12 protein-coding genes are annotated in these 20,619 nt (G+C 63.0%); 7 read left to right on the top strand and 5 right to left on the bottom strand.

Annotated elements, in window-relative coordinates:
- Positions 1-28: 28 nt before the first annotated feature.
- Complete coding sequence (locus tag Afe05nite_RS26915; protein WP_203819995.1) at positions 29-2,356, bottom strand: tetratricopeptide repeat protein; 2,328 nt, start codon at positions 2,354-2,356, stop codon at positions 29-31.
- 106 nt (positions 2,357-2,462) lie between these two features.
- Between Afe05nite_RS26915 and Afe05nite_RS26910 the strand changes: the two genes are divergently transcribed.
- Positions 2,463-2,834 carry a hypothetical protein gene (locus Afe05nite_RS26910; RefSeq protein ID WP_203819994.1) on the top strand — a complete coding sequence of 124 codons (372 nt, stop codon included), beginning with the start codon at positions 2,463-2,465 and terminating at the stop codon, positions 2,832-2,834.
- A 624-nt stretch (positions 2,835-3,458) separates the two neighbouring features.
- Here Afe05nite_RS26910 and Afe05nite_RS26905 read toward each other — a convergent pair.
- Positions 3,459-3,653 (bottom strand): hypothetical protein, encoded by a 195-nt coding sequence (locus Afe05nite_RS26905; RefSeq protein ID WP_203819993.1) that lies wholly within the window; start codon positions 3,651-3,653, stop codon positions 3,459-3,461.
- A gap of 236 nt (positions 3,654-3,889) precedes the next feature.
- On the opposite strand from Afe05nite_RS26905, the gene Afe05nite_RS26900 reads away from it, so the two are divergent.
- The 6 genes from Afe05nite_RS26900 (at position 3,890) to Afe05nite_RS26875 (ending at position 11,073) form a co-directional block, all read left to right on the top strand.
- Positions 3,890-4,270: a hypothetical protein gene (locus Afe05nite_RS26900; RefSeq protein ID WP_203819992.1), complete on the top strand. Its 381-nt coding sequence runs from the start codon at positions 3,890-3,892 to the stop codon at positions 4,268-4,270.
- 180 nt (positions 4,271-4,450) lie between these two features.
- Complete coding sequence (locus tag Afe05nite_RS26895; RefSeq protein WP_239118217.1) at positions 4,451-4,783, top strand: ADP-ribosylation/crystallin J1; 333 nt, start codon at positions 4,451-4,453, stop codon at positions 4,781-4,783.
- 175 nt (positions 4,784-4,958) lie between these two features.
- Positions 4,959-5,333, top strand: coding sequence for a hypothetical protein (locus tag Afe05nite_RS26890; RefSeq protein WP_203819990.1), 375 nt, complete (start codon positions 4,959-4,961; stop codon positions 5,331-5,333).
- A gap of 1,828 nt (positions 5,334-7,161) precedes the next feature.
- Positions 7,162-7,542, top strand: a complete 381-nt coding sequence (locus Afe05nite_RS26885) for a hypothetical protein (protein WP_203819989.1) — start codon at positions 7,162-7,164, stop codon at positions 7,540-7,542.
- 91 nt (positions 7,543-7,633) lie between these two features.
- Positions 7,634-9,085 carry an ATP-binding protein gene (locus Afe05nite_RS26880; RefSeq protein ID WP_203819988.1) on the top strand — a complete coding sequence of 484 codons (1,452 nt, stop codon included), beginning with the start codon at positions 7,634-7,636 and terminating at the stop codon, positions 9,083-9,085.
- A complete protein-coding gene (locus Afe05nite_RS26875; protein WP_203819987.1) occupies positions 9,082-11,073 on the top strand; it encodes a Druantia anti-phage system protein DruA in 1,992 nt (663 codons plus the stop codon). The genes Afe05nite_RS26880 and Afe05nite_RS26875 overlap by 4 nt, the downstream gene beginning before the upstream one ends.
- A gap of 75 nt (positions 11,074-11,148) precedes the next feature.
- On the opposite strand, the gene Afe05nite_RS26870 is transcribed toward Afe05nite_RS26875, so the two are convergent.
- From Afe05nite_RS26870 to Afe05nite_RS26860, 3 genes are read right to left on the bottom strand one after another with little or no spacing between them, the layout of a single operon-like run.
- On the bottom strand, positions 11,149-16,716 hold the full coding sequence (locus tag Afe05nite_RS26870) for a DEAD/DEAH box helicase (protein WP_203819986.1): 5,568 nt from the start codon (positions 16,714-16,716) through the stop codon (positions 11,149-11,151).
- The gene (locus Afe05nite_RS26865; RefSeq protein ID WP_203819985.1) at positions 16,676-17,773 is read right to left on the bottom strand and encodes a hypothetical protein; all 1,098 of its coding nucleotides are present in this window, start codon (positions 17,771-17,773) and stop codon (positions 16,676-16,678) included. Before Afe05nite_RS26865 ends, Afe05nite_RS26870 begins: the two co-directional genes overlap by 41 nt.
- Before the next feature lie 14 nt (positions 17,774-17,787).
- Positions 17,788-20,511: a hypothetical protein gene (locus Afe05nite_RS26860; RefSeq protein ID WP_203819984.1), complete on the bottom strand. Its 2,724-nt coding sequence runs from the start codon at positions 20,509-20,511 to the stop codon at positions 17,788-17,790.
- Between the last annotated feature and the right edge of the window lie 108 nt (positions 20,512-20,619).

Raw genomic sequence — 20,619 nt, 5'->3', positions numbered from 1 at the left:
AGCCGAGCCGCCCGACCCACCTATCCAGTCACGAGGTCCTTTCCTGGGTGTCTGACGTTCGTCGTAGACCGTCGAGCTTCGTGCGGATCTGCACTGCCTCCGGGTGTTGTGGCGCCGCCAGCAGCGTCAGCGCGTCCCGCCAGGCCGCGCCGGCGGCATCGTGGTCGCCGGTGGCCAGCAACGTGTCGCCCAGGTGTTCGAGGGTGAGCGCTTGATAGTGCCGCTCACCATTCGAGCGGAACAATGCGAGCGCCTTGGCATAACACTCCAAGGCTTCACGGTGCTGTCCCAAGTTATGGTGCACGTAGCCGAGGCTGTCCCACGCGGTGGCCTGATTGGTGGGATGCGCGTGCTTCTGCAACAGCGCGACGGCTTGTCGACAGTTGACCAACGCCTCCGTGAAGTCGCCGACCAGCGCCTGATACCAACCGACCGAATTGAACGCGTAGGCCACCCGCATCACGTCGTCGGTGCCCTGTAACAGGTCCCGGCTGCGCACGGCATGGTGCAGCGCCTGCCGGTAATTGCCCTGACGTTCGAAGGTCATGCACAGGTGGCGGTGGCACCGGGCCTCGCCGCCGACGTCGCCGACGGCGCGGCACAAGTCGATGGCCAACTCGGCGTGGTACACGCTCCGCTCGTGATCGCCGGTCCACGCGTGAGCGAAGATCAGGTTACGGTGAAACCACGCCTGCCAGGCGACGTCACCCAGCCGCTCGCTCGCGTACAGCCCCACCCGGAGTGTCTCCGCCCACGGCGCCCACAGCGCACGCAGGTTCTGGTACGCAGTGGCCGCCGCAGCCAGATGGCACGCACTCGTGTCGAACTGGTACCGCACAGCGATGCGCACGGTCGCGAGCAGGATCGGATACTCGGCGGTGAACCAGGCGAGCGCCTCGGCACGGTCGGCCAGCGGCTCGGGCCGCACCCCCGGAGCGGCACCCGGCGGATCGTCCACGTCCCTGGCCGGGTTCACCAGCGAAGCGGCAGCGTGCGCCGTGACGCAGTAGTGGTCGACCATGCGGCGTACGGCCATGGCACCGTCATCGGCGGCGGCCAGTTCGCCGGCGTAGGCGCGCAGCAGATCGTGGCAGGTGAAGCGGCCCGGGGTGTGCTCGGTGAGCAGGTTGGCGCGGGTCAGCCCCACCAACAGCGCGCGCGTCTGCGCCGGGGTGGCCGCGAGCATGCTGGCCGCTGCGGCGACGCCGAGGTCGGGAGCGGGGTGCAACCCGACGAGCCGGAACAACCGGGCCGCCTGATCGGGCAGTGCCCGGTACGACCAGGAGAAGACAGTACGCACATCGGAGGCGGCGTCATCGGCGCCGAGCGCGTCGAGCCGTCGACCGGCCTCCCCCAGTTCCGCTGCCAGGTCGACCAGTGACAACTCGTCGATGGCCGCGCGGGCGGCGGCGACGGCCAGCGCCAGCGGCAGCCGGCAACACCGTTCGATGATATCTGTTACCGCTTCGGGTTCGGCCGCCACCGGACCGCTGCCCAGCCGTCGCGCCAGCATCGTCCTGGCTTCCGCCGGGGACAGGAGGTCCAGTTTCACCGACCGGGCGCCGTTGGTGGCGACCAGACCCGCCAACTGGTTGCGGCTGGTGATCACCACGACGCTGCCCGGCATGCCGGGCAGCAGTGGTCGCACCTGGGCGGCGTCGTGTGCGTTGTCCAGCAGGAGCAGCACCCGCCGGCTCGCCAGCGTACTGCGGTAGAGCGCGATCAGTTCCTCGGACCCGACCGGAAGCCGCGCGGCCTGCTCGCCGAGCGCGGTCAGGAAGCCGCGCGCCACCGCGGCCGGTGACAATGGCGAGGCGTTCGTGTCGAAGCCGCGCAGGTCCGCGTACAGCTGGCCGTCCGGGAACTGGTCCGCCACCCGGTGAGCCCAGTAGACGGCCAGTGCGGTCTTGCCCACCCCGGCCGTGCCGCTGACGGCAGCGATGCGCGCACCCGGCGCCCCCAACAGCTCATCCAGCCGCGCTAGCTGATCGTCGCGGCCGGTGAAGTCGTACACCACGGCCGGCAGTTGACAAGGGACGTCGCGGGGCGGGCCGGCGGGCGCCGCGCCGGCCGCCGCCCGACGTTCGGCGACGCCATCTCGGGCGGTGGCCAGCGCGCCCTGCTCGGCGGGGGTCGCGCCCAGCAGCCGGACCAAGGTATCGAACCTGATCGTGGAGGGAAGAAACGTCCCGGAGAAATAGCCGCCGATAGCACCGACGGACCAGCCGGTCTTGACCGCAATCTCCCGATAGGTCAGCTCCGGACGGCACTGCTCACGGGCCTCCCGGCGGCGCAGCTGCCGCAATACCCGCGCAACGTCCTCCAATGACACGATGCCGGAAAGACCGTCGTCCATTGACTCATTCTCACACAGCAGCGCCATCGAAGGCCGTCATTCTGTTGACGAGCCCTGAATATCCGGTCGGCGACGTCCCGTCCGAGTGGACGGCAACGGTGAGGCTATGAGCGTACGGCTGTTTCCCGGCGTGACCAGCGGTGTCCGAAATGCGGGGCGGCCACCAGACTACGAGACGCCCGGCCTGGCGTTCAACCGGCTGCGCCGCAACAAGCCCCAGGCCGCGCATATCCACCGCTACATCCAGCTGCCGCCCGAATTATGGACCTCGGGCTGGATGGCCGTGCTCAGCCCGGCCGCGATCGCGATGCTCATCGTCCTGCGCGTCCAGGTCGGTGCGAAGGACCCCGACACCGAGGAACACATACTATGTGTTCGCCGTCACACGCCAGTTCTGGTACACGACGAGTGTGGTCCCAATATGGCGACTCGGCCAGGGCGTGCGCACGGTAGGATACCGAGACCGAAACGTGGATAAAGGTGCGCAAGAGACGTATCTGAGTACGTCCCAGGCCAACCGTGACGCGGCTGCCAACTGGGCCCTGAGTCACGTCGGCGAAAAGTACTCTTACAACTTCGCCACCAACCGGCGCACCAGTTGTTACGGTAAGACACTCGCCAGCGGGGCCGACGACAATACGGTCAGATTGTGGGGAGTCAATGGGCCTTCTTCAGCCCAGATGATTCAGCATATCTGCGCGAGCGTCGGGCATGACATCGGGTCCAACGATTCGACCACGTATTCGCTTGGTGAAAACACTGCTCCGATTTGCATCTCGTAGCGCGCATCTCTAGACAACTTGAGAACGCGCGTTAAAGTTAATAAAAAAAACCGAAAGTGAGCTACTGATATTCAAGCTGAGTGGACGCATTATCTTGGCAGATGAATGCGCTGGCGAGGCCGCAGTAGCGCCCCCGGTCGCCGGACGCACCGAGGCTTTCTATCGCCCGCTGGTGCGGGGGTCCGAACCGCCTTGGCGTTCGACCGTCTGATGCGTCACCCACGCAGCGCCGGGCACAGGTCGCAGCACGAGGTGATGGCGCACTGCCAATAATCCCGCGCTACCCGACTACGCGAGATTGCTTGATTGACGGAGCGTCATCAGGGCTCGGGCGTGGGCATCGCTGACGGCACCAATACGGTCCAGTGCCCGTTGCCGAGACCCGTGTCGGTGTGCCATTCACCGACCGAGATGATCGCTGCTCGGGTGCCATCGGCGTAGTCGACCGTGACACGGCTGTCGTCATTCGGAGCCGGCCCCAGGGAGGTCAGCTTGTTCCTCGACGGCGAGATCACTGGTCACTTCGGTATGTCTTCCGGCCTCGTGCAGACCGCACCAGCGGCCGAGCGACTGACCGCCTGGTGGAAAGCCACCGCCGGTAGCGCTCAAGCACGTCGGTCTGATTAGTTGCTCGCCTCGCGGCGAATCCGGAAAGCGCTGGGGCGCAGGTCAACGACCGGCACGCGGCAAGGAGCCGCCCAGCTCCGCCACGCGGTTTGGGAGCGCTCCCGGAACGGGTAAGCGGCCCCGCATGATCATGGCGCTCCTGTTGGACCTCGCCAACATTCTAGGCGGGCTGCTGCTCGCCACCGCCCTGCTGCGTCAAGTGCCGCGCGTCGGCCACGGCTTCGAACGGTTCGCCGCCCAGGTCGCGCCGTGGGGCTGGATCGTCGGGGTCGTGGCCCTAGTGGCGGGCGGCTATTACCTGCTGGTCCACCTCTTCTCTGGGCCGCACGTCTTCCACTTCGAGGTGGTCGGTATCGGCGTCGGCGTGGCCCTGCTGTGGCACCGGCTGACCGGCCGAGCGCCCTCCGCCGACCGCCCGGCACGCCCCGGCGTGGGTCTGCTGCTGGCCGTCTTCGGCGTCATCGCCGTCGTGGTGGGCATCCAGGGCCTGTTCACCCCAGACTGACCGGCCCCGTCGCCGTCCGGCCGGTCGTCCGGAAGACGCGCAGCGTGACCCCTCGCCAGCCGCTGCGAGCGCTATCAGCGGCAGATCCGGGCGGGGGTCTGATCTGGGCCGCCGGGTGGGAAATCGGTGGCTGGCGGCCACGTGCCGGACGATCATAAAGCTGTGGAGAACCTCGAGACGGTGAGCTTGTGGAGGCCGACAGGTCCGGAGGAACTGGCGTTGGTGGAGAAGTCGAACTGGCGTGCCTGGCCGCCACGGCTTCCGGACCAGCCGATCTTCTACCCGGTGCTGAACGAGGAGTACGCCTCCATGATTGCCCGGGACTGGAACGTCCCCGCCTCCGGTGCGGGATACGTGACCAGGTTCGAGGTCCGGCGCTCGTTCCTCGATCGATACGACGTCCATCAGGTCGGCGGACGAACCATCCTCGAGTACTGGATCCCCGCCGACGACCTGGCGGAACTCAACGCCAACATCGTCGGCACCATCACGGTTGTCGGCGAGTACCGCTGACATCACCGAAGCCGACCCCACCGTCGCGCGTCCGACTGCGACGCAGGACACCCAGACAGCACGCGGGGTGCCGACAGGTAGTACACAGTGACGCGCGATGGGTGCGGCAAAAGAGTAATTGATCTTGAGGGGTCCCGTGTACCTGTCGGGCGACATCCAACACTACGTTCGGCAAATGCGACCACCGGATCAGCGAGCCGACGAGCCTTACGAAAGTCGAGACCAGGAACTCGGAGACGCCCTTCGTTCCTGGACTCAGGCGAACGCGTCATTGCTGTCCATCGCGCTCGAAGGCCTTCTCGATTCGGCAGGCATGGACCCTACGTGGCTGCTGCGCATGTCGAGCGAGTCGCTCGATGCCGAGGTCTGCCTGTTTTACGGACCGCGTGTCGACGTTGCGGCCTTCCTGCCGAAGCAGCCGGCCGACAGGATGTTCGTCGGGAGCGAGGACGGCGTTACCCAACAGCGGCTCGTCGAGATCCTCGACGAGCTCGTACGGGTCAACGGCGGGGAGGTCATGCCCACGCGGCTTCGCTCGCCGCAACTTTGACAGACACCCAACCGCATACGATCGGCGGCATTGCGAACACTCCGGCTGGTGCCGGACCGCTGGCCTCGTACTCTTGATTGCGCCGGCGGGCGTTGTACCCGCAACCGCTCGCCGGCCCTCCGCCAGAGCCATTGCTCGCGACGCGCCGAGCGCGGACGGCGGCATGAGCGGATGTAGGAATTTCGTTCGCCGAACAGAACTATTGGTTGGCACGGGCAGCGGCCCTGGTCGACCCCGCCGGCAGCCGAGCAGGACCCGTCTTGTGCGGCCTTGGCAGCTTCGCCGCTCTGAATGCGCTGGCTGGCTGCGGTCTCGCAGAGGGCCGGCCACCACATTTGGTTACTGAAAGTAACTGCCTCTCAATGTGGCTCCGCATCTGTTTTAGGGAAGCGGGCGGGGTATCGCAGGTGCGGCCGTGGTTGGTCTGGGTGGCGATCGTTGGTGCTCGGATGGTGCTCGGGCGCCGTCGGGCTGGCTGGACGGCGTCACGCGCGGTGGATTCTGCGTCTCAGCTTCATGCCATCAGAGGTCAACTCATCGGTTGCCGTAGGGGGCCGCAAGTCTTCATCGAGCTGGTGGGGATGGTGCTCGGACGTCGGCTTACTAACTGGATTTGCCGGGCCTTTTCTGGACTTTCGCCTGCGTGTGCGTCCGTAACCGTGCCTGACCTGGGCTGGACCCACCGGCTGCGGCTGGACTGGCATCCCCCGTTTGGACTAGACGTTGCGTTCTGGACTGCCCTCACGACCACTAGTCATCTGACTACGGATCAGAAGCTCGATCGGGTCAGCTCAGACCGGCCTCCCCCGACTGCAAGTGGTAGCCGGTAACGCCGTCTCGGGGTATGCGTCGCGGCGATCTGAGTCTCCGGCCCACAGGCGCTTCCCAGCCTGAGCCGACCGAGCACAGGTGTTCGGTGCACCGGCGGCACGGGCAGCCGCAGCGCAGCAACGCCACTCCAATCAACCTCTCCGCGTCCTCGAAGCACAGGAGCGGCCACGCCCATCGCCAGGAGTCCAGCGTCCGACCCACCGGCTGGCGGAGCCTCGCGGAAACACCCGACCAGCCCGCTCGGCCGGACGCAACCATCGCACCCCGCGGCGGACATGATCTTGTGCTCCCATGGTAAGCACCAACATGGGAACGGCCCGTTACCCTCACTGCGGTAACGAGCCGTCGACCTGCGCGAACTTTGGTGGACCATAGTTGGCAGAATAAGAACCGCATACCCGCAGCTCAGGGCCCGATTGTGACGCTATCGGCTGTCCGTCGGCGGATACCCTGACCGGCCAGTGCATACCGCCCGTCGTAGCGCCGCCACGCTGAACCGATTCATCAGCACCGGCGCTGCAGCCCCTAGTCGTCCGACCACTACTGTTGAATCGCGATGGTCACCGCGTGCAGTCGGCCCTCTGCCACCGTTGGCGCGGTTCTCGGCTTTGGGTCATCGCAAAAGCGCATAAGGCGCTTAATTTGCGAACCGCATACGACCACGACGAACCCTTCACCCAGTAAGCGTGGCGCCAACGGGAATCGAACCCGTCCGCGTGAACCGGACGAATCTCTGAAGTTCTGCGCTTCGCGTTGTCGAACCACATCGGGCGACGGCCGGCGGCCGGCTCGGGGCGGGGACCGGCCGGAGTTGGGAACCGGGTGCTACGGCGGAAGACAGCCGCCGAACAGTCGAGCGGATCTGACGTGTTGTCCACAGAAAAACAGCGCGGAGGCGGGTCACATCATTGTCGGGCGACTAGGAGAAGGCAGCTGACGTCCGCCCCCAGCCCGACCGGGATGCCAACCCAGCTGGCGACGGCGAGATAATGCCTTCGTGACTGCCGCTCAGACTGTTGATGAGATTCAGGCGATTCTGGACCGCCTCCGGGGTGAGGTGATCGCGACCCTCCAGGTGCTCGGGATCAACTCGTTGAAGTCGACCTCGCCCCTCCCAGAGGCCGTCGTCGGCGATGCAGTCGAGAGGGCGTCAGTCGAAAGCCGGCTCGTCTCCATCTCTACCAGCCTCCACGTCATCGTCTTCGACCTCCAGCGGACGGGCAAGTTGGTCTGGTTGGAAAACGCTCAGCCGTACGTGATGGTTGCAGGTGCCTCGCGCCCCACAGTCCGCCTCCTACTCGCCAGCGGGCAGGGACTCGACCTGACCGAACCGGCCAAGACGAAGCGAGTCACAGTGACCGTAACGACTCGGGCGTGAGGCTGCGATCCAGCGCAGATGCCCCGTGTTCTGGAACCTCTCGAGCAGCTACTCTGAGGCCAGAGGGTTTCGCGTCAACGCACGGAGGATCATGAGCCGACAACATCACCCAGTCGACGATCTCGTGGTCTCCTCGAACTTCATCCGGGCAGTCCGGGAGTCTGGGTATCTGAGTCTGTCCACGGCGCTCGCTGAACTGGTCGACAACTCCTTGCAGGCGGAGGCGACGAACATCGCCATCAGCATCGGGTGGTCCACCGATGCCCTACCGGAGATCGTTGTCGAGGACAACGGCGTCGGTATGTCCAAGGACGAACTGGAAACCTGCCTGCGGTTCGGGGGATCGTCCCGGTTCGACGCTCGGCAGTCGTTTGGACGGTTCGGGATGGGACTGCCGGCGGCCAGCCTCAGTCAAGCACGACGTGTCGAGGTGACAACCTGGCGTGACGGTGCAGCCGAGCAATGGGTCGCGCTCGACGTCGACGCAATTGCTGCAGGATCCAGCCCAAACCTAACCGCCCGGCGCGGATCGTCCACGAGCATCAGTACGTCAGGCTGCCGCGTTCGTTGGATGCAGTGTGATCGGATTGAGTACCGTCGTCTGGCATGGCTGGAGCGCTCCCTGCACCGCGCCCTAGGCCGAATCTACCGGCGGTTTCTCACTTCTGGTATTGCTATGACGATCAACGGATCGCAGGTGGAGCCCGTCGACCCGATGCTGCTCAGCACGAAGGTCGAGCGCGCAACCGCGCGGCTCGAGTTTCAGCCGCTGGAGATCGAGTTGGAGACGAGTACCGGTGAGACATCCGCAGTGACCGTGCGGTTCGCGATGCTCCCCGTAAATCGATGGCATGGTTTGGACAACGCTACCAAGCGCCGTATCGGCATCGTCGGCCAAGGCGGCGTCTCAATCCTGCGCGCGGGGCGTGAAATCGCGAGCGGCTGGCACCTCATGGGAGCGAAGCGCAAGGAGAACTATGACGATTGGTGGCGCTGCGAGATCGAGTTCGAGCCCGTGCTGGACGAGCACTTCGGCATCACCATCAACAAACAAGGCGTCCGTCCGTCGGCCGCGCTACGTGAGGCGGTCGAGCCGGAGCTCGAGTCCATCGCCCGCCTGCTGAATGCCCGCGTTCGTCAGGCTTTTGAGGAAGTCAAATTTCAGACGGCAGCTGAGACTTCCTGTCGAATCGCCGCCGCGGCCGATCGCGATCTCCCCGTCATCACCTCCGGACGACGAGGCGGCGCGCTGACCTACAGGATTGGGTCGGAGCCGATGCCCGTGGAGTCGATGTTTCGATCGACCCTCACGCAGCGAATGCTCGACCTCACACTTAACGTCGACCATCCAGCTTTCGCAGCGCTGTATCGACCGCTTCAATCGATCGAAAGCGAGGCCGCCATGGAGCTTCGGACATCCCTGGAACTGTTCTTGCTTTCGTTCGCACGTAGCGCCGCTCAAATGGAGAAGTCCGGCCAGCACTTTGACGACCTGCTCCGAATCTGGAGCAGCAACTATGGACGGATGCTACGCAAGTCATGACCGACAACGACGCAAAGTACCTGCCGCTCGTTCTTCCACTGGGGGCTACCCGGAAGGAAAGGCAGGGATTTAGCAGGCTTTGCCGACTGCTGGCCGCGGAAAAATTCGACCCCGGCGCTCCTCTTGAGCACGCCTATTGGCTCAAAGCTGCTGAACTAGGCGACATCTACAACCAGCCAGGGCTCGCCGCTGCCGCGCATACAGTCATCGATCTCGTGGACCAGGGCTGGGCCATCGACATCGACAAGTTTGGTCCATTGCTCTGCCCGCCGCAGACACATGTTGACCGCGAGATAGAGAAGGCACGGGTCCGGCGACAAGAGCACATTCGACGCGATGCGCAACTTCGCCAGCCAAGCGTGCGGCGCTTCGTCGAGAGCATGGAGCGTACACATCAACGTGGTGACCGACTCATCTCAATCTTTAATCTTATGCGCGACGGTCGAGAACTCGCGGACTCTCTGGAAGCCAACCCGGATGCGACCGACACGATCCAGCCCTACGTGCAGATCGTGGACTCTTCGGCGACGTGCGAAATGACCGGCTTCAATCTACACGACATCTGGCGATACTTTCGCCACACGTGGTCTAACGCATACTCGACCATCCCTGGACGCTCGATGCCGATCCTAATCCGCGATGCGGCGACCGAGTACCACGCAGTAATCGGACTTGCGGCAATCTCCAGCCCTGTCGTTCAGATTGCGGAGCGCGATTCCTGGATGGGATGGGACACTAAGCAGGTCCTAGCCGCGATCGAGGATGACCCAACGGACCGCCTTGCCCGCTGGTTGGCGCGTCGGATCGACGCGCAGCAGGGTGAGATTTACGTTGACGATCTCCTGCGGGACGGCGTCCTGCAACCGGATGATCTGAAGGTGCCAACGAATGACGTGATCGCTCGGCTACGCGCCGACGCCGAGCGGCATCGCGCCAAACATCACCGTGGCGGACCTATCCGCGAAGTGCGGAACATCGAGACTGATGCATGGATTGAGCGGGCCGAAACCCATCTGTTCCGGTCGAAACGCTCAGCTCTGCTTGCAGAAACGCTGGAGATCAGGAGCGTTCTCGGAACTTACTTTGCCCCGAAGCCGACAGCCTCCCGCCTAAGGCGAGCTCTAGGCAACTCAAAAGCGAGGACGCAGATCGGGCGCCTTATTCGGCGGGCCCGAGGCGAGCGTGTCGGGACCGTCATCGCCGATTTGACCATCTGCGGCGCCGTTGCACCATACAACGCCTTAGCTGCCGGCAAGTTGGTCGGGGCTCTGGCTGTCTCACCTGTTGTGCTGGCGGCGTACAAGGACAAGTACCGCCGGCCAAGCGAGATTGCCTCGGCAATGGCTGGTCGGCCGATCATGCGCGAGGCTCGGCTGTCGGTCCTAAGTACGACCTCGCTTTACGGGACGGGGTCGAGCCAGTACAACCGTCTATTCTGGCCAGCCAGCGTGATGGGTGGGCCAGAGCACGCGCGCATGGGGTTCTCGGAACTGGGGCGTTCACGGTCGTTCGGCACGTCCCACTTCTCTGATGAGACCGTGGAGGCGTTGGTCCGACTCTCGGAACACACAGGTGGGCGTGTCCGTGTCAATAGCCTGTTCGGCGAAGGCGTCAGCCCTCGGCTTCGAAAGGTACGCCTCGGCCTTGCCTCTCTCGGATGGCCAACGAATGAGTTACTAAAACACGGGCGTGAGCGGATCCTGTACGGCGTACCTCTGGTTGCCAACGTACGTGACTACTCTCTTGGGATTGACAAGGAACCCTTGTACTTGGTTGACCCCGAGCCAAGTGACGAAGGACAGTCGGTGGCGCAGTGGTGGCTAGAGCGGTGGGGTCGCAACCGTGCTGCGCAGAAGCACGTCCGGGAGTCAATGCAACAGCACCGGCTGGTTCGCCCGATTAGGCACGGCGCACGCGTTCCACTTTCGATGGACGACGAGTTGCTGCCCGTGGCCTTCCCCGGAGATGCGATCGCACGCCAGGCTTAGCGCACCGCGACTGGCGGCTCAGGAAGCAGCGCCAGCGACGCCGCAACTCCTGAGCCGTAGTCCGTTTCTACGGACTCAGAGGAGCAACTTGAGCACCTGCTGACTCGCGACGGGTAGGTTGCGCACGACGATCATGTCGTCGACTGGGTGTATCGGCACACCGCCCAGTTCCTTGGCTTCCCGCAGCTCACGGGTGGGCGGAACGTCGCGGGTCAACGGGCTCTGGATGTAGAAGATCCGATCGCGCCCATTCGCACGAGCAAGGATCGGCGCGTTGATCGTTCCGATGCCCTCAATTTCGACAGGTTCGTCTTTCCTGAACTCGACCCCTCCAATATCTCGACTTCGCAGGTCGGCGAGCAGCTTGTCGATCGACTGGTTGACTCGCACAGTGTCGAGGGCTGGCATCGTGCCGTTCAGGACGTACTTCAGCAATGCCGCTCCGATCTTCCGGTCGAGCAAGCCGTGCTCAAATCGGTTTCGAAAGCTCCGCAAACACCTATAGCAGGACGCGTCGCAGTCCGATGGACATTCCTCCAATCGGTCGAGTGCCTTCTCGAAGATCAATCGGCCGTACCCATGGACTCGGCGAGTGAACCCGGCGCCGCCGGCCAGGGTGTCGTAGAGGTAGATTTCGGCCTCGAGACCGTCATTGATGGCCTGAGTTAGCGCCGGGCGGTATTCAGCCTGGAGTTCGGTTGCATCGACATCGAGTTCGCCGGTCGCTGCTATGGTGAGGGCTTCAGCGATCGTTCGTAGTGCTACTTGAGTGGACAGAAGCTCTGGGCGCAAAGTGAGAGGCTTCTCAACCTGGATCCGAACCAGCAGCACGTCAGAGATAAAGTCGGTGCCAAGCACCAAGCCACGAGATGATGCCGATCCCTGACAATCCGGCTCGCGCTCGTTGGGATATGGCTTTGGATGAGTGCCAGCCACAATGCCGGTCGCACCCTTTGTGGGCTCGATTAGGCCACAACGGGTACAGTAGCTGTAGCCCTCACTTTTCGGCCCGGTGTTAGTGACCAGCAGCGTGTCGCGCCGATAGGTCTGCTCAAGGCGATCCGTGACGCGATCCCAGGCATCCTCCTCCTCTGGGCCCTCTGCGACCAGCTTTGCTCTCGTTGCGTAGCTATTTGCCGGTGCATCGTCTGGGCTCGTGCCTGGATCATCGCTTACCCGGTGGGCAAATCCAGGTGGACGCATCCAATTCATTGCCTTGCCAAACTTGCCGACAGCATTGCAGGCTGGGCAATCACGCTCCTCGCCCCGCTCCGCTTTGTCATATGGGAAGTGCTTTGCGTAGTGGCAGACCTGGCACTCAAAGTAAAGCCATCTGTCACGCCACGCCTGGGAAAGTTCCTTGCGGAGTGGCGCATAAATTGCGCCCGATGTCCATTCTTTGTTGTCGATCCACACCACCTTGCCCGGCGCGTATTGGCTGAGCGCGATCGGCAATCCCTGGCTGGGCTCGTAGCGGGACACAGTGTGGAACGGCTCTGATCTGTCCCGGTCGAATACATGAAAGGAGACCACGTCCGTGGGAAAGGCGTATCGCGGTAGCACGCCTTTGTATAGCAGCCGGTCGAGCAGATTGGTTTGGCTTCGCTGCTCGGTCGGCAATTTTGCGCCGTCTTCCGTAGGGCCACCATCCTCGACTTCACTTTCTGCGGGCGCCGCGTCTCCCACGTCGGCCTGCGGGAGGCTGCCATCGGGTTCGAGGTTAAGAGCCTCGTCGATATCGCGCAGCGTCCTGGTGATCAAACCATTGAGGACAGCGTCGCGGTCAGCCGGCGCCAGTTCGGACGGTAGCCAAGAGTCGACATCGCCGCGCAGGGACGCTTCGTGCTGATTCAACCATTCCTCGAAATCAGTGCGGTTGAGCGGCGAGGTGGTACCAACGAACTCAGGCACCGTGCCCAGCACCTCGAACAACTGCGGTTGTTCCTCGGGATCGATGGTGGGTAGCCGGTCTTGGTTGTAGCGCTGAAGCAGATAGGCGGTGACGTGGCGCCGTGCGATCTCATCGTTGTCCAGTGTCAAGATCGGGTCGTCGACCTGCCCGCGGATCATTAGGTCGGGATTGCGAAAGTAGTGATCGTCGTGGGTGTCCGCGCTGCCGAAGGCGATCACCGTCGCCACCGCGTTCCCGCGACGCCCCGCACGACCAGCGCGCTGCTGATAGTTAGCGCGTGAGGGCGGCATGTTCCGCAGCGCCACCCCGGAGAGGCTGCCGATGTCGATGCCGACCTCCATCGTCGTCGTGCATGACAGCACGTCGATGGCGGTCCGCTCCGGCTCGCCTGGTCGTGGCAGGCCTACGTTTACGTCCTGGAACAGTAACTCGTACTCCTCGGCGCGTGAGAAGACATCGTCGGACTGCGAAACATTGAGCTGCGCAGTGTGCTCGGCTGCGATGATGCTCATGGGTTGGGCCGGTGGCGTCTGTAGGGCGCGAGAGGTACTCGCACGGTAGTAGCCCTTGCGCGCTTGGAAGACAGCGTCGGTGTCGGGGTCCAGGGTGCGGACCTTAGAAGTGCCACAATTGATGCACTTTTCCGATCCGGGGAATGGCCGTTGCGTGAAGCGGCAGCGTTCGCAGTATCCCCACTCGCCACCAGGAGCCAGGGCGACGTTGCCTGCCAACAGACGGAACTTCTGACCGCTGCGCTCGCAGAACTTGGTCTGAAGAACGGGGAGCCAGGTCTGCTTGAACGTCTTCCTCGCTGCCGGTGTGCCGAGCCAACTTTCGATGGCCTGAAAGTTCCCCGAGTGCGGTTTCACGCCGCCCTTCTGGCGCCACCATTCCTCGGTCATCGACGAGAACCAGATACCGCGGGCCGTGGTTCCCCACTGAGCTAGCCACATGCGCAGCAGGGCGAGCTTTTCACTTTCGGTGATCGCAATTCCATCAATGCGCGGAAGCTCTGCGACCAACTCGCCCGTTAGGCTCGTCTTCTCTCGCAGGGAAGCAAGTCCGAGCGAGCTTAGGCCGTAGTATTTATCGGTAAGGGTAGCGTAAATGGCGCGCAGTAACGCCTGAGGCGGGACAGCCGTCAACGTGCGAAGCTCCAACGTTGCGGCGAGGTTGCCGTTTAGGGCACCGTTGTCGATAGCCTTGCCGACGTCCCGGAGGACGTGGAGCGACTCAGCCTGTCGGAGCTCAGGTCGCAGCCGCACTTTGAGTTCCTTGGCGCCAACCAAAACGGCAAGGTAAAGCTGCTCCAGGCTCAACTGCGGACCTATTCCCTGCTGTGCCGTCAGGTCAGTCCACCCTCGAAGGATCAACGGACGAATTACGTCTCGCATCGAGTATGCCTGCAGATTCGGTGCCAGGCGCGCGGCAACTTGACGCGAGTCGGAGAACGCCAGCACCTTCCGACCTCGCAAAGGTGCAAAGTCCGTATATGGCGCGCTTGGTGGCTGTACCTCGATCTGCCGGGCGACGAGAGCCTGGAAAGGTTGGTCACCCTTAGTCTGATGGTCCTGGACAGACGAGCGACCAAAACCCGCAAGTTGGCCACAAACGCCACACGGCTTGAACTCTCCGTTCGCCTCAGCCTCGTCGTCACCGTCGTCTCCGTCGTCGGTCGTCACGGTCTCGCCGCTCCGCAGCTTCGGAATAAAAACGACCCGCCCGCGAGTCGGGGTATTCGGCGGGTTAAGGCGGCCTGTCACGAGGTCGATTTCGGCGACTTCTACCTGACCAGCCGAAGGCTCTTCGAGGAGCAAGTCAAGTGCAAATAGCTCCGGGATCGAGCCGGCAGTGCTCTGGAAAGCGCCCCCTTGCTCGTGCCAAAGGAACGATGGGTCTGCTAAGTCATCGGTGTAGCCACGCGCGTATGCCGAGCCGCAGTGGCGGCAGGTGTAGAACTCGAACACCCGAGCACCGCAGTCGCACGTTGCCTGGGGCTGAGCGTAAAGTTTCCCTATTGGCCCAAACTCGGACGGCAACGTACTGCGGTTGAGAGCATCGCACTTGTCGTCAAGGCAGGCCCACAGCCCAGGGAGTCCACGGAAGAAGGCGTGGATGCGACAAGGGAGCAGGCCCGGCTGGTCAGCCGTCCGCCTCGCAGCACTCCCCAGAGCAACGAGTGTCGTCACGGCTCGGTCGGCAAGCGAGGACTCAACGCCAGGAAAGATCACCCGACCAAGCTCGCCGACCGGCTGAGCCTTCTGCATGGTCTCGTTGACGAGTAGGTTCATCGGTCCGTACGACGCAAGTGCTTCATCGAGCAGTACACCGATGCCGCGACCGCCGTCCCTCACCCCCCGATACGTCAGCAGGTCGGCGATGGCCTCGGCGCGTTCTGCGTCAGTCTCGCCAGCGTAGAAGTCGTCGAGCGGAACGGCTGCGAGCGTTACCGCATCCGCATCGGTGCCGGCGCTGGCGCCAGCCCGGAGGGCCGACTTGCTGGTGACGGTACGGAAGTCGCTTACATCCTTGCCGGCAAGTTGGGCCGCAAAGTCGCGAGCGTACTCAGGACTCGTAAAGCTAGCGCTGGTACAGATCACCTGGAGACGCTCCGCTGGAATCTCCAGCCGAGAGCGCAGCCGACGCAGTAGCAGACTGACCTCTGCCCCAGCTGCCCCACGGTAGAGGTGAGCCTCGTCCACGATTAGGAGGAACTTCTCGTCGGGATTATCGCCCAGCCACTGACGTGTGGCATCGAAGATCGGCCGCTCGAGTGGCCGCATCAACATGTACTCCAGCATCGAGTAGTTGGTGATCAGGGCATCTGGTGGCGCCGTAATTACCTCGTGACGCGTCAGCAACTCCGCGTCGTCTGGCCGCGTGACCGCCCGGAGATAATTCTTATCCTTGTCCTGCCAGCGGGAGCCCTTTAGGCCGTACCAAGCCTTGAGGTCTGGCTTGGCCGGCCACTTGCCCCGCGCTTCGAGCTTCTCCTTCAGCGCCGTTGCCTGCTGATGCCAAGGTGATGCCGGGTCGGCTGCCTGGTCGATAAGGAGCATGTAGAACTCCTCGATCGAGTTGAGACGCTGCTGGTCCTTCTTCACCGTGCGAACGCCCGGATACAAAGTGCGGCTTGTGTACCTCGCGAATCGCGCTGGCCGCCCCGCCCACGCGTCGAACTGGGTCGTTACCCGCGGGTCGCCGAGCAGGAGTCGCAGACGCCCGAGTTGGTCGTTCACCAGGGCGTTCATTGGGTAGAGGATCAAGGCTCGGACGGCAGGCGCTTTAAAGGATGACGGCCTATGTGCTGCCTCGGCCGCCAGTTTGGCTAACATCGGCAACAGGAATGACTCAGTCTTGCCGGAGCCGGTACCGGTCGTAATTGCTAGGCTCATACCATCGCGCGAGGTCCACTCCAGCGCCTCAGCCTGGTGCGTGTACGGCGGGTCATAGAGCAGCCGATCGAGATCGCCAGCCTTCTTGGTTAGCATCCCCAGAAGCTGGTGAACCGCTGGATCAAGATCCAAATCTGCGAAACGCCGATTCGTCTGGTACCTCGGCGTGCTCTCGATGAACGGTGCTCTAAATAGCACGCCCTCGGTTTCCAGCAACTGACGACGCTGTTCAATGATTGCGGGGTGACCGACATGATACGTCGCTTCGATATAATCCCTCAACGCCGTTCGGATCTCAGCGATCGTCTCGGCGATGGTGAGCGTTTCGGACCCCACTCGCTTCCCCCTCTTGAGCCATCCACAGCATGTCAGTTAGAAACGCCGCAACCTCGCCGGCTACGGCGTGCGGCACCCGAAACGAGAACAGTGCACCTGCCGTCTTACCGAGCGAAAGACCGACAAGTTGCAGGTAGCGCTCAGCGAATCCAGGCAGGGGTAAGAAGAAATCGAAGGTGGCGTCACGCGTCACACCTTGCCGAATGCGGAATTGCTGCGGGGAGCCGCTTAACGCGTCGACGGCCGCCTGGTAGCGCCACGCTTCATCGCGTCCAGGAACCACGGAATCCTCGACCGGCAGGTCGATGATGCGTTGGGGGAAGCCCTCCTGCAGGCGGAGCAAGCACCACAGATCGGCACCATAAGCCTGTGGACGCCGCGCAACGAAGTCGCCTGTGTCAGAGGGCACCGGCACGCGCCAACGCCCCCGGTAGTAGCGGACGGACGACAACGGATCGAGGATGTAGAGGCCATCGAGTTGACCAGCCTCGCCCGCGACATCGAGGCGCGCTCGGAAACGACCGATCAACTCTTTTGGCAATTCCGGTGCAGGACTTGCCACCCAGCGTTTTCTCATGACGCGCTGAAGTCCGAGGGCCCCCAGTCTGGAAGTAGCCGTCGAAGAATCGAGTTTCAAAATACGAGTGTGATTCTCGTAGTCGATGTCGAGCGCGAGGTCGTCCTCAAGAAGCGGTGCATCAAACGGCCGGATGCCCATGAGGAGATATGTGCCAGGAACCAGCTCGATGTATGACGGAGGCGCTAGGTAAAGCAGCCGGGTCGATCTCCCGTTTTCACGTCGGAGCTCAAGCAGGTCGCCAGACGCCACTAGCAACTCAAGCGTATCAACGACATCATCGCGGCTGAGTTCACACGTGCGTAGAGGGCGCATCGCGCTAAACACGGCGTCGACCAGACGATTGGGACTGGTTGGACACATAAAAGACGCGGCACGGCGCAGCGACGCCGATACTCCTTCGCGCGACCCAAGATCGACGCTTTCTGCGTCCAATTTCAACGTCGCAACGGCGAGACGCGACGCTTCTTCAGTAGACAACTTTGCGAGCTTCACTAACACCCCCGCTGTCCGTCATTGGCATCGCTGAGTGCACGAGTGCCGAGCATTGCGAATCGTGCCACGCGGTAAAGTATTGGTGACTGGAGGACGCGATCTAGGATGAACTCCGCTTCCGACTTCTCCCACTCACTGATGTAGTCAGGGCGCCCGGCGAGCATCAGGAGAAATCGGGGTGTCGCTGGCCTGTCGATGATTCCATAGGAGGCAAGGAAAGGCAGCATGACCTGCTCGAAGCCGGTCAACAAACTTTCGGGCGTAAGCCACTTGTAAAGGCTCAAAGCGATGGTTGACGCGATCGCCTTATGCTGACCGATGACGCCAACCGCCTCCTGCATGGTTTGGAGGTAGTCGGCAGCCTCGCCCGCGGTGGCCAGTCGCCGCTCTAGGCGGGCCCAGTGACTGCCACCGACTGCGGTGCCAATGGATCGAGCGATCGCATCGCCGACTATCTGCTGCTCGTACATGGCGACGACGTCGGCCGGCAGATCAGCGTTGAGCCACTGTTGATGCGCTCGGGCAACGTGAAGGATCGAATCCGTTGACCGTGACGGAGGCGAAATCGCCGGTTGAGCAGGCGCAAGCTGAAAAACCGCGTTTGGATTTGTCGGCAGGACCACGGCAGCCGTCACATCTCCCGCTCGTGCGACCGCGAGGCCGCCCCTGGCGGGCACGTCGAACGGTTCAGTTGCTAACTTCGGAACAGCGATTAACGGCGCTTCTACGGCGAAAAAGTCGACCACGGTACTGCCCCCGTCAGTCCGGTCGACCAGACTAGCAACGACCTGACCATCGTGCGACCGCATGAAGTGCCAGCGAAGTGGCTGGAAGCCGCGTTCGCAGGTTAGAGCCGCAAACCCGACTCCCTCCCGCCTCACACTGACGACGCATGACTCGGCCTGGTCGTACGCATCGCGGAAACGCCTGTCGGCGCGGACCGCCTTCGCCGTTGCCTTCCACGATGCCGCGTCGACAGGCATGCGGATCGACCGCTTCAATACGGCCACGGCCTGGTCGTCACCGCCGCGAAGCGTAACCAGCAGTTCTGCGCTGGCTCCCGCCGGACCATCGATACTGATGGTTGCGCGATCATCCCAGAGGTCACTCAACGTTGGACGGGCAGGCGCAGCAAGCATCCGGATGCCCTCACCAACTGAAGCACCTTCTGCACGAACCTGCGGATCACGAATCGTTATGTCGAGCGAGCCAGCGGCAAGTTTCCGCCCGCCCTCTCCAAGAAGTACGGCGTTGAGATCGTGTGTACCAACGGCAAGTCCCTCTAGTGAGAACACTAGTTCGACCTCACCAGGCGACCACTCGAGGAAGTAGGTGACTCCGTCCACGCTCACCCGGCAACGCAGAGGAAGGAGATCAGATCTCAGGCCAAGCATGGCCGGCTCGCCAGCGAGCCACTCGACCTCGCCGTCGCCATCCCACACACTTGCGACGATCCCTACCGGGCGAATCTCGACGTGCGACATGACCGCAATGCCGCTATCACGTAACGCAGCCTCGTGAGACTCGCTGGTCTGCTCGGGAATCGATAGCTCGTAGGCGTTGACCCCCTGCACGTCGATAGCGACCTGTGACAACCACGGGACCACAGGCGGAGTTGTGGCCGCAGACGCGACGAGGAGGTAACGACGACCAGGACGAACGATCTTGCCCTTGACCTCAACTGCCAAGCCGGTGCCGTATAGTCGGAACACCCACCACGGCCCGTGGGTGATGACGCACTCGTCGGCAAGCACGCGGTTGGTCTTCCCGTCGCCCCGTTCCAACTGCAGAAACGGCCGGTCCGGCTGCGGCCACCTGGCGAGCCGCACCTCCTGTCCGCCGTAGAGTAACGCGCTCGGCGGTATAGCCCGCGCGGCTCCGTTAACGGTGCCGCGCGATGACCTGAGCTGGTCGTACACAAACGGCAGTTCCGCACTGAGGGAGGTCAGGTCGGGTAACGCCGCATAGGCGGTCCACGTAGTCTCGAGCCGCAGGAGAAGGCGCGGATCAGTGGCGCGCGATACGACTTTCGTCCTGGTCGGTGTGGTTGTCTCGCCATTCTGCAGCTGGAAACCGCGAACACGGCTCGCAGTCCTTTGAGCCGATTTAAGCCAGTGACGGGCCTGCCGTTCTTCGGACAGGCCTTCGACAATCCGCTCCAGGGTCGACGGCAAGAGGTACGGTGTCTGTTCTTCGTCGCCTGACAGGAGCGCGGCAGCGACTTGGCCGACAAGCGTCGTGTTCTCGCAGAAGATCCTGAATCTGTCCGTGTAGGCCGTAGCACGACGAGCCAACCGCGCGCCGAGGCTGGCCGGATCATCGAGCAAATCGGACGTAAGCGCGCCCCTGAAATCGAACAACAACTGGGCTAGCTGACGCTGGAGGTACGTGGGCAAAACCGCGTGTGTGATCGGCCATGCGATGATCGTAAAGTTGGATGCGAAGGCTCCAGTTGGCACGGCACCGCCGTATTCGGCTGCGAACCTCTGGAACGATGTTTTCACCCATGGTCGCTGGTCGCTGCGCCAACCGGGGGTCGACTGCTCGAAGCTTGGCCAATACTCATCGCCGACATAGTGGTAGCCGGACTCAGCCGCGTAGACGACGAACGGCAGCCACCATTGACGGCTACCGGCGCCGAGACCCTTCCGCACTGCGGAACGGACGGTCGACATTAGAAGATCGAGGTCGTCGCCAGACAGGCCATGTTCCAAGGCGAACACCGGTGAGCTCGTCTCCAGCTGTCGCCTCGAACGGTGAAGGCCTTGAAAATGAGTATGGAGCGATTCATGCAGGTATTGCAGTAGCTCGGCAGTACTACTCGAATTGAC

The organism is Paractinoplanes ferrugineus (genome assembly GCF_016862195.1).
GTDB classification, from domain to species: Bacteria; Actinomycetota; Actinomycetes; order Mycobacteriales; family Micromonosporaceae; genus Actinoplanes; species Actinoplanes ferrugineus.
This window is presented reverse-complemented; position numbering and strand designations above follow the sequence as displayed.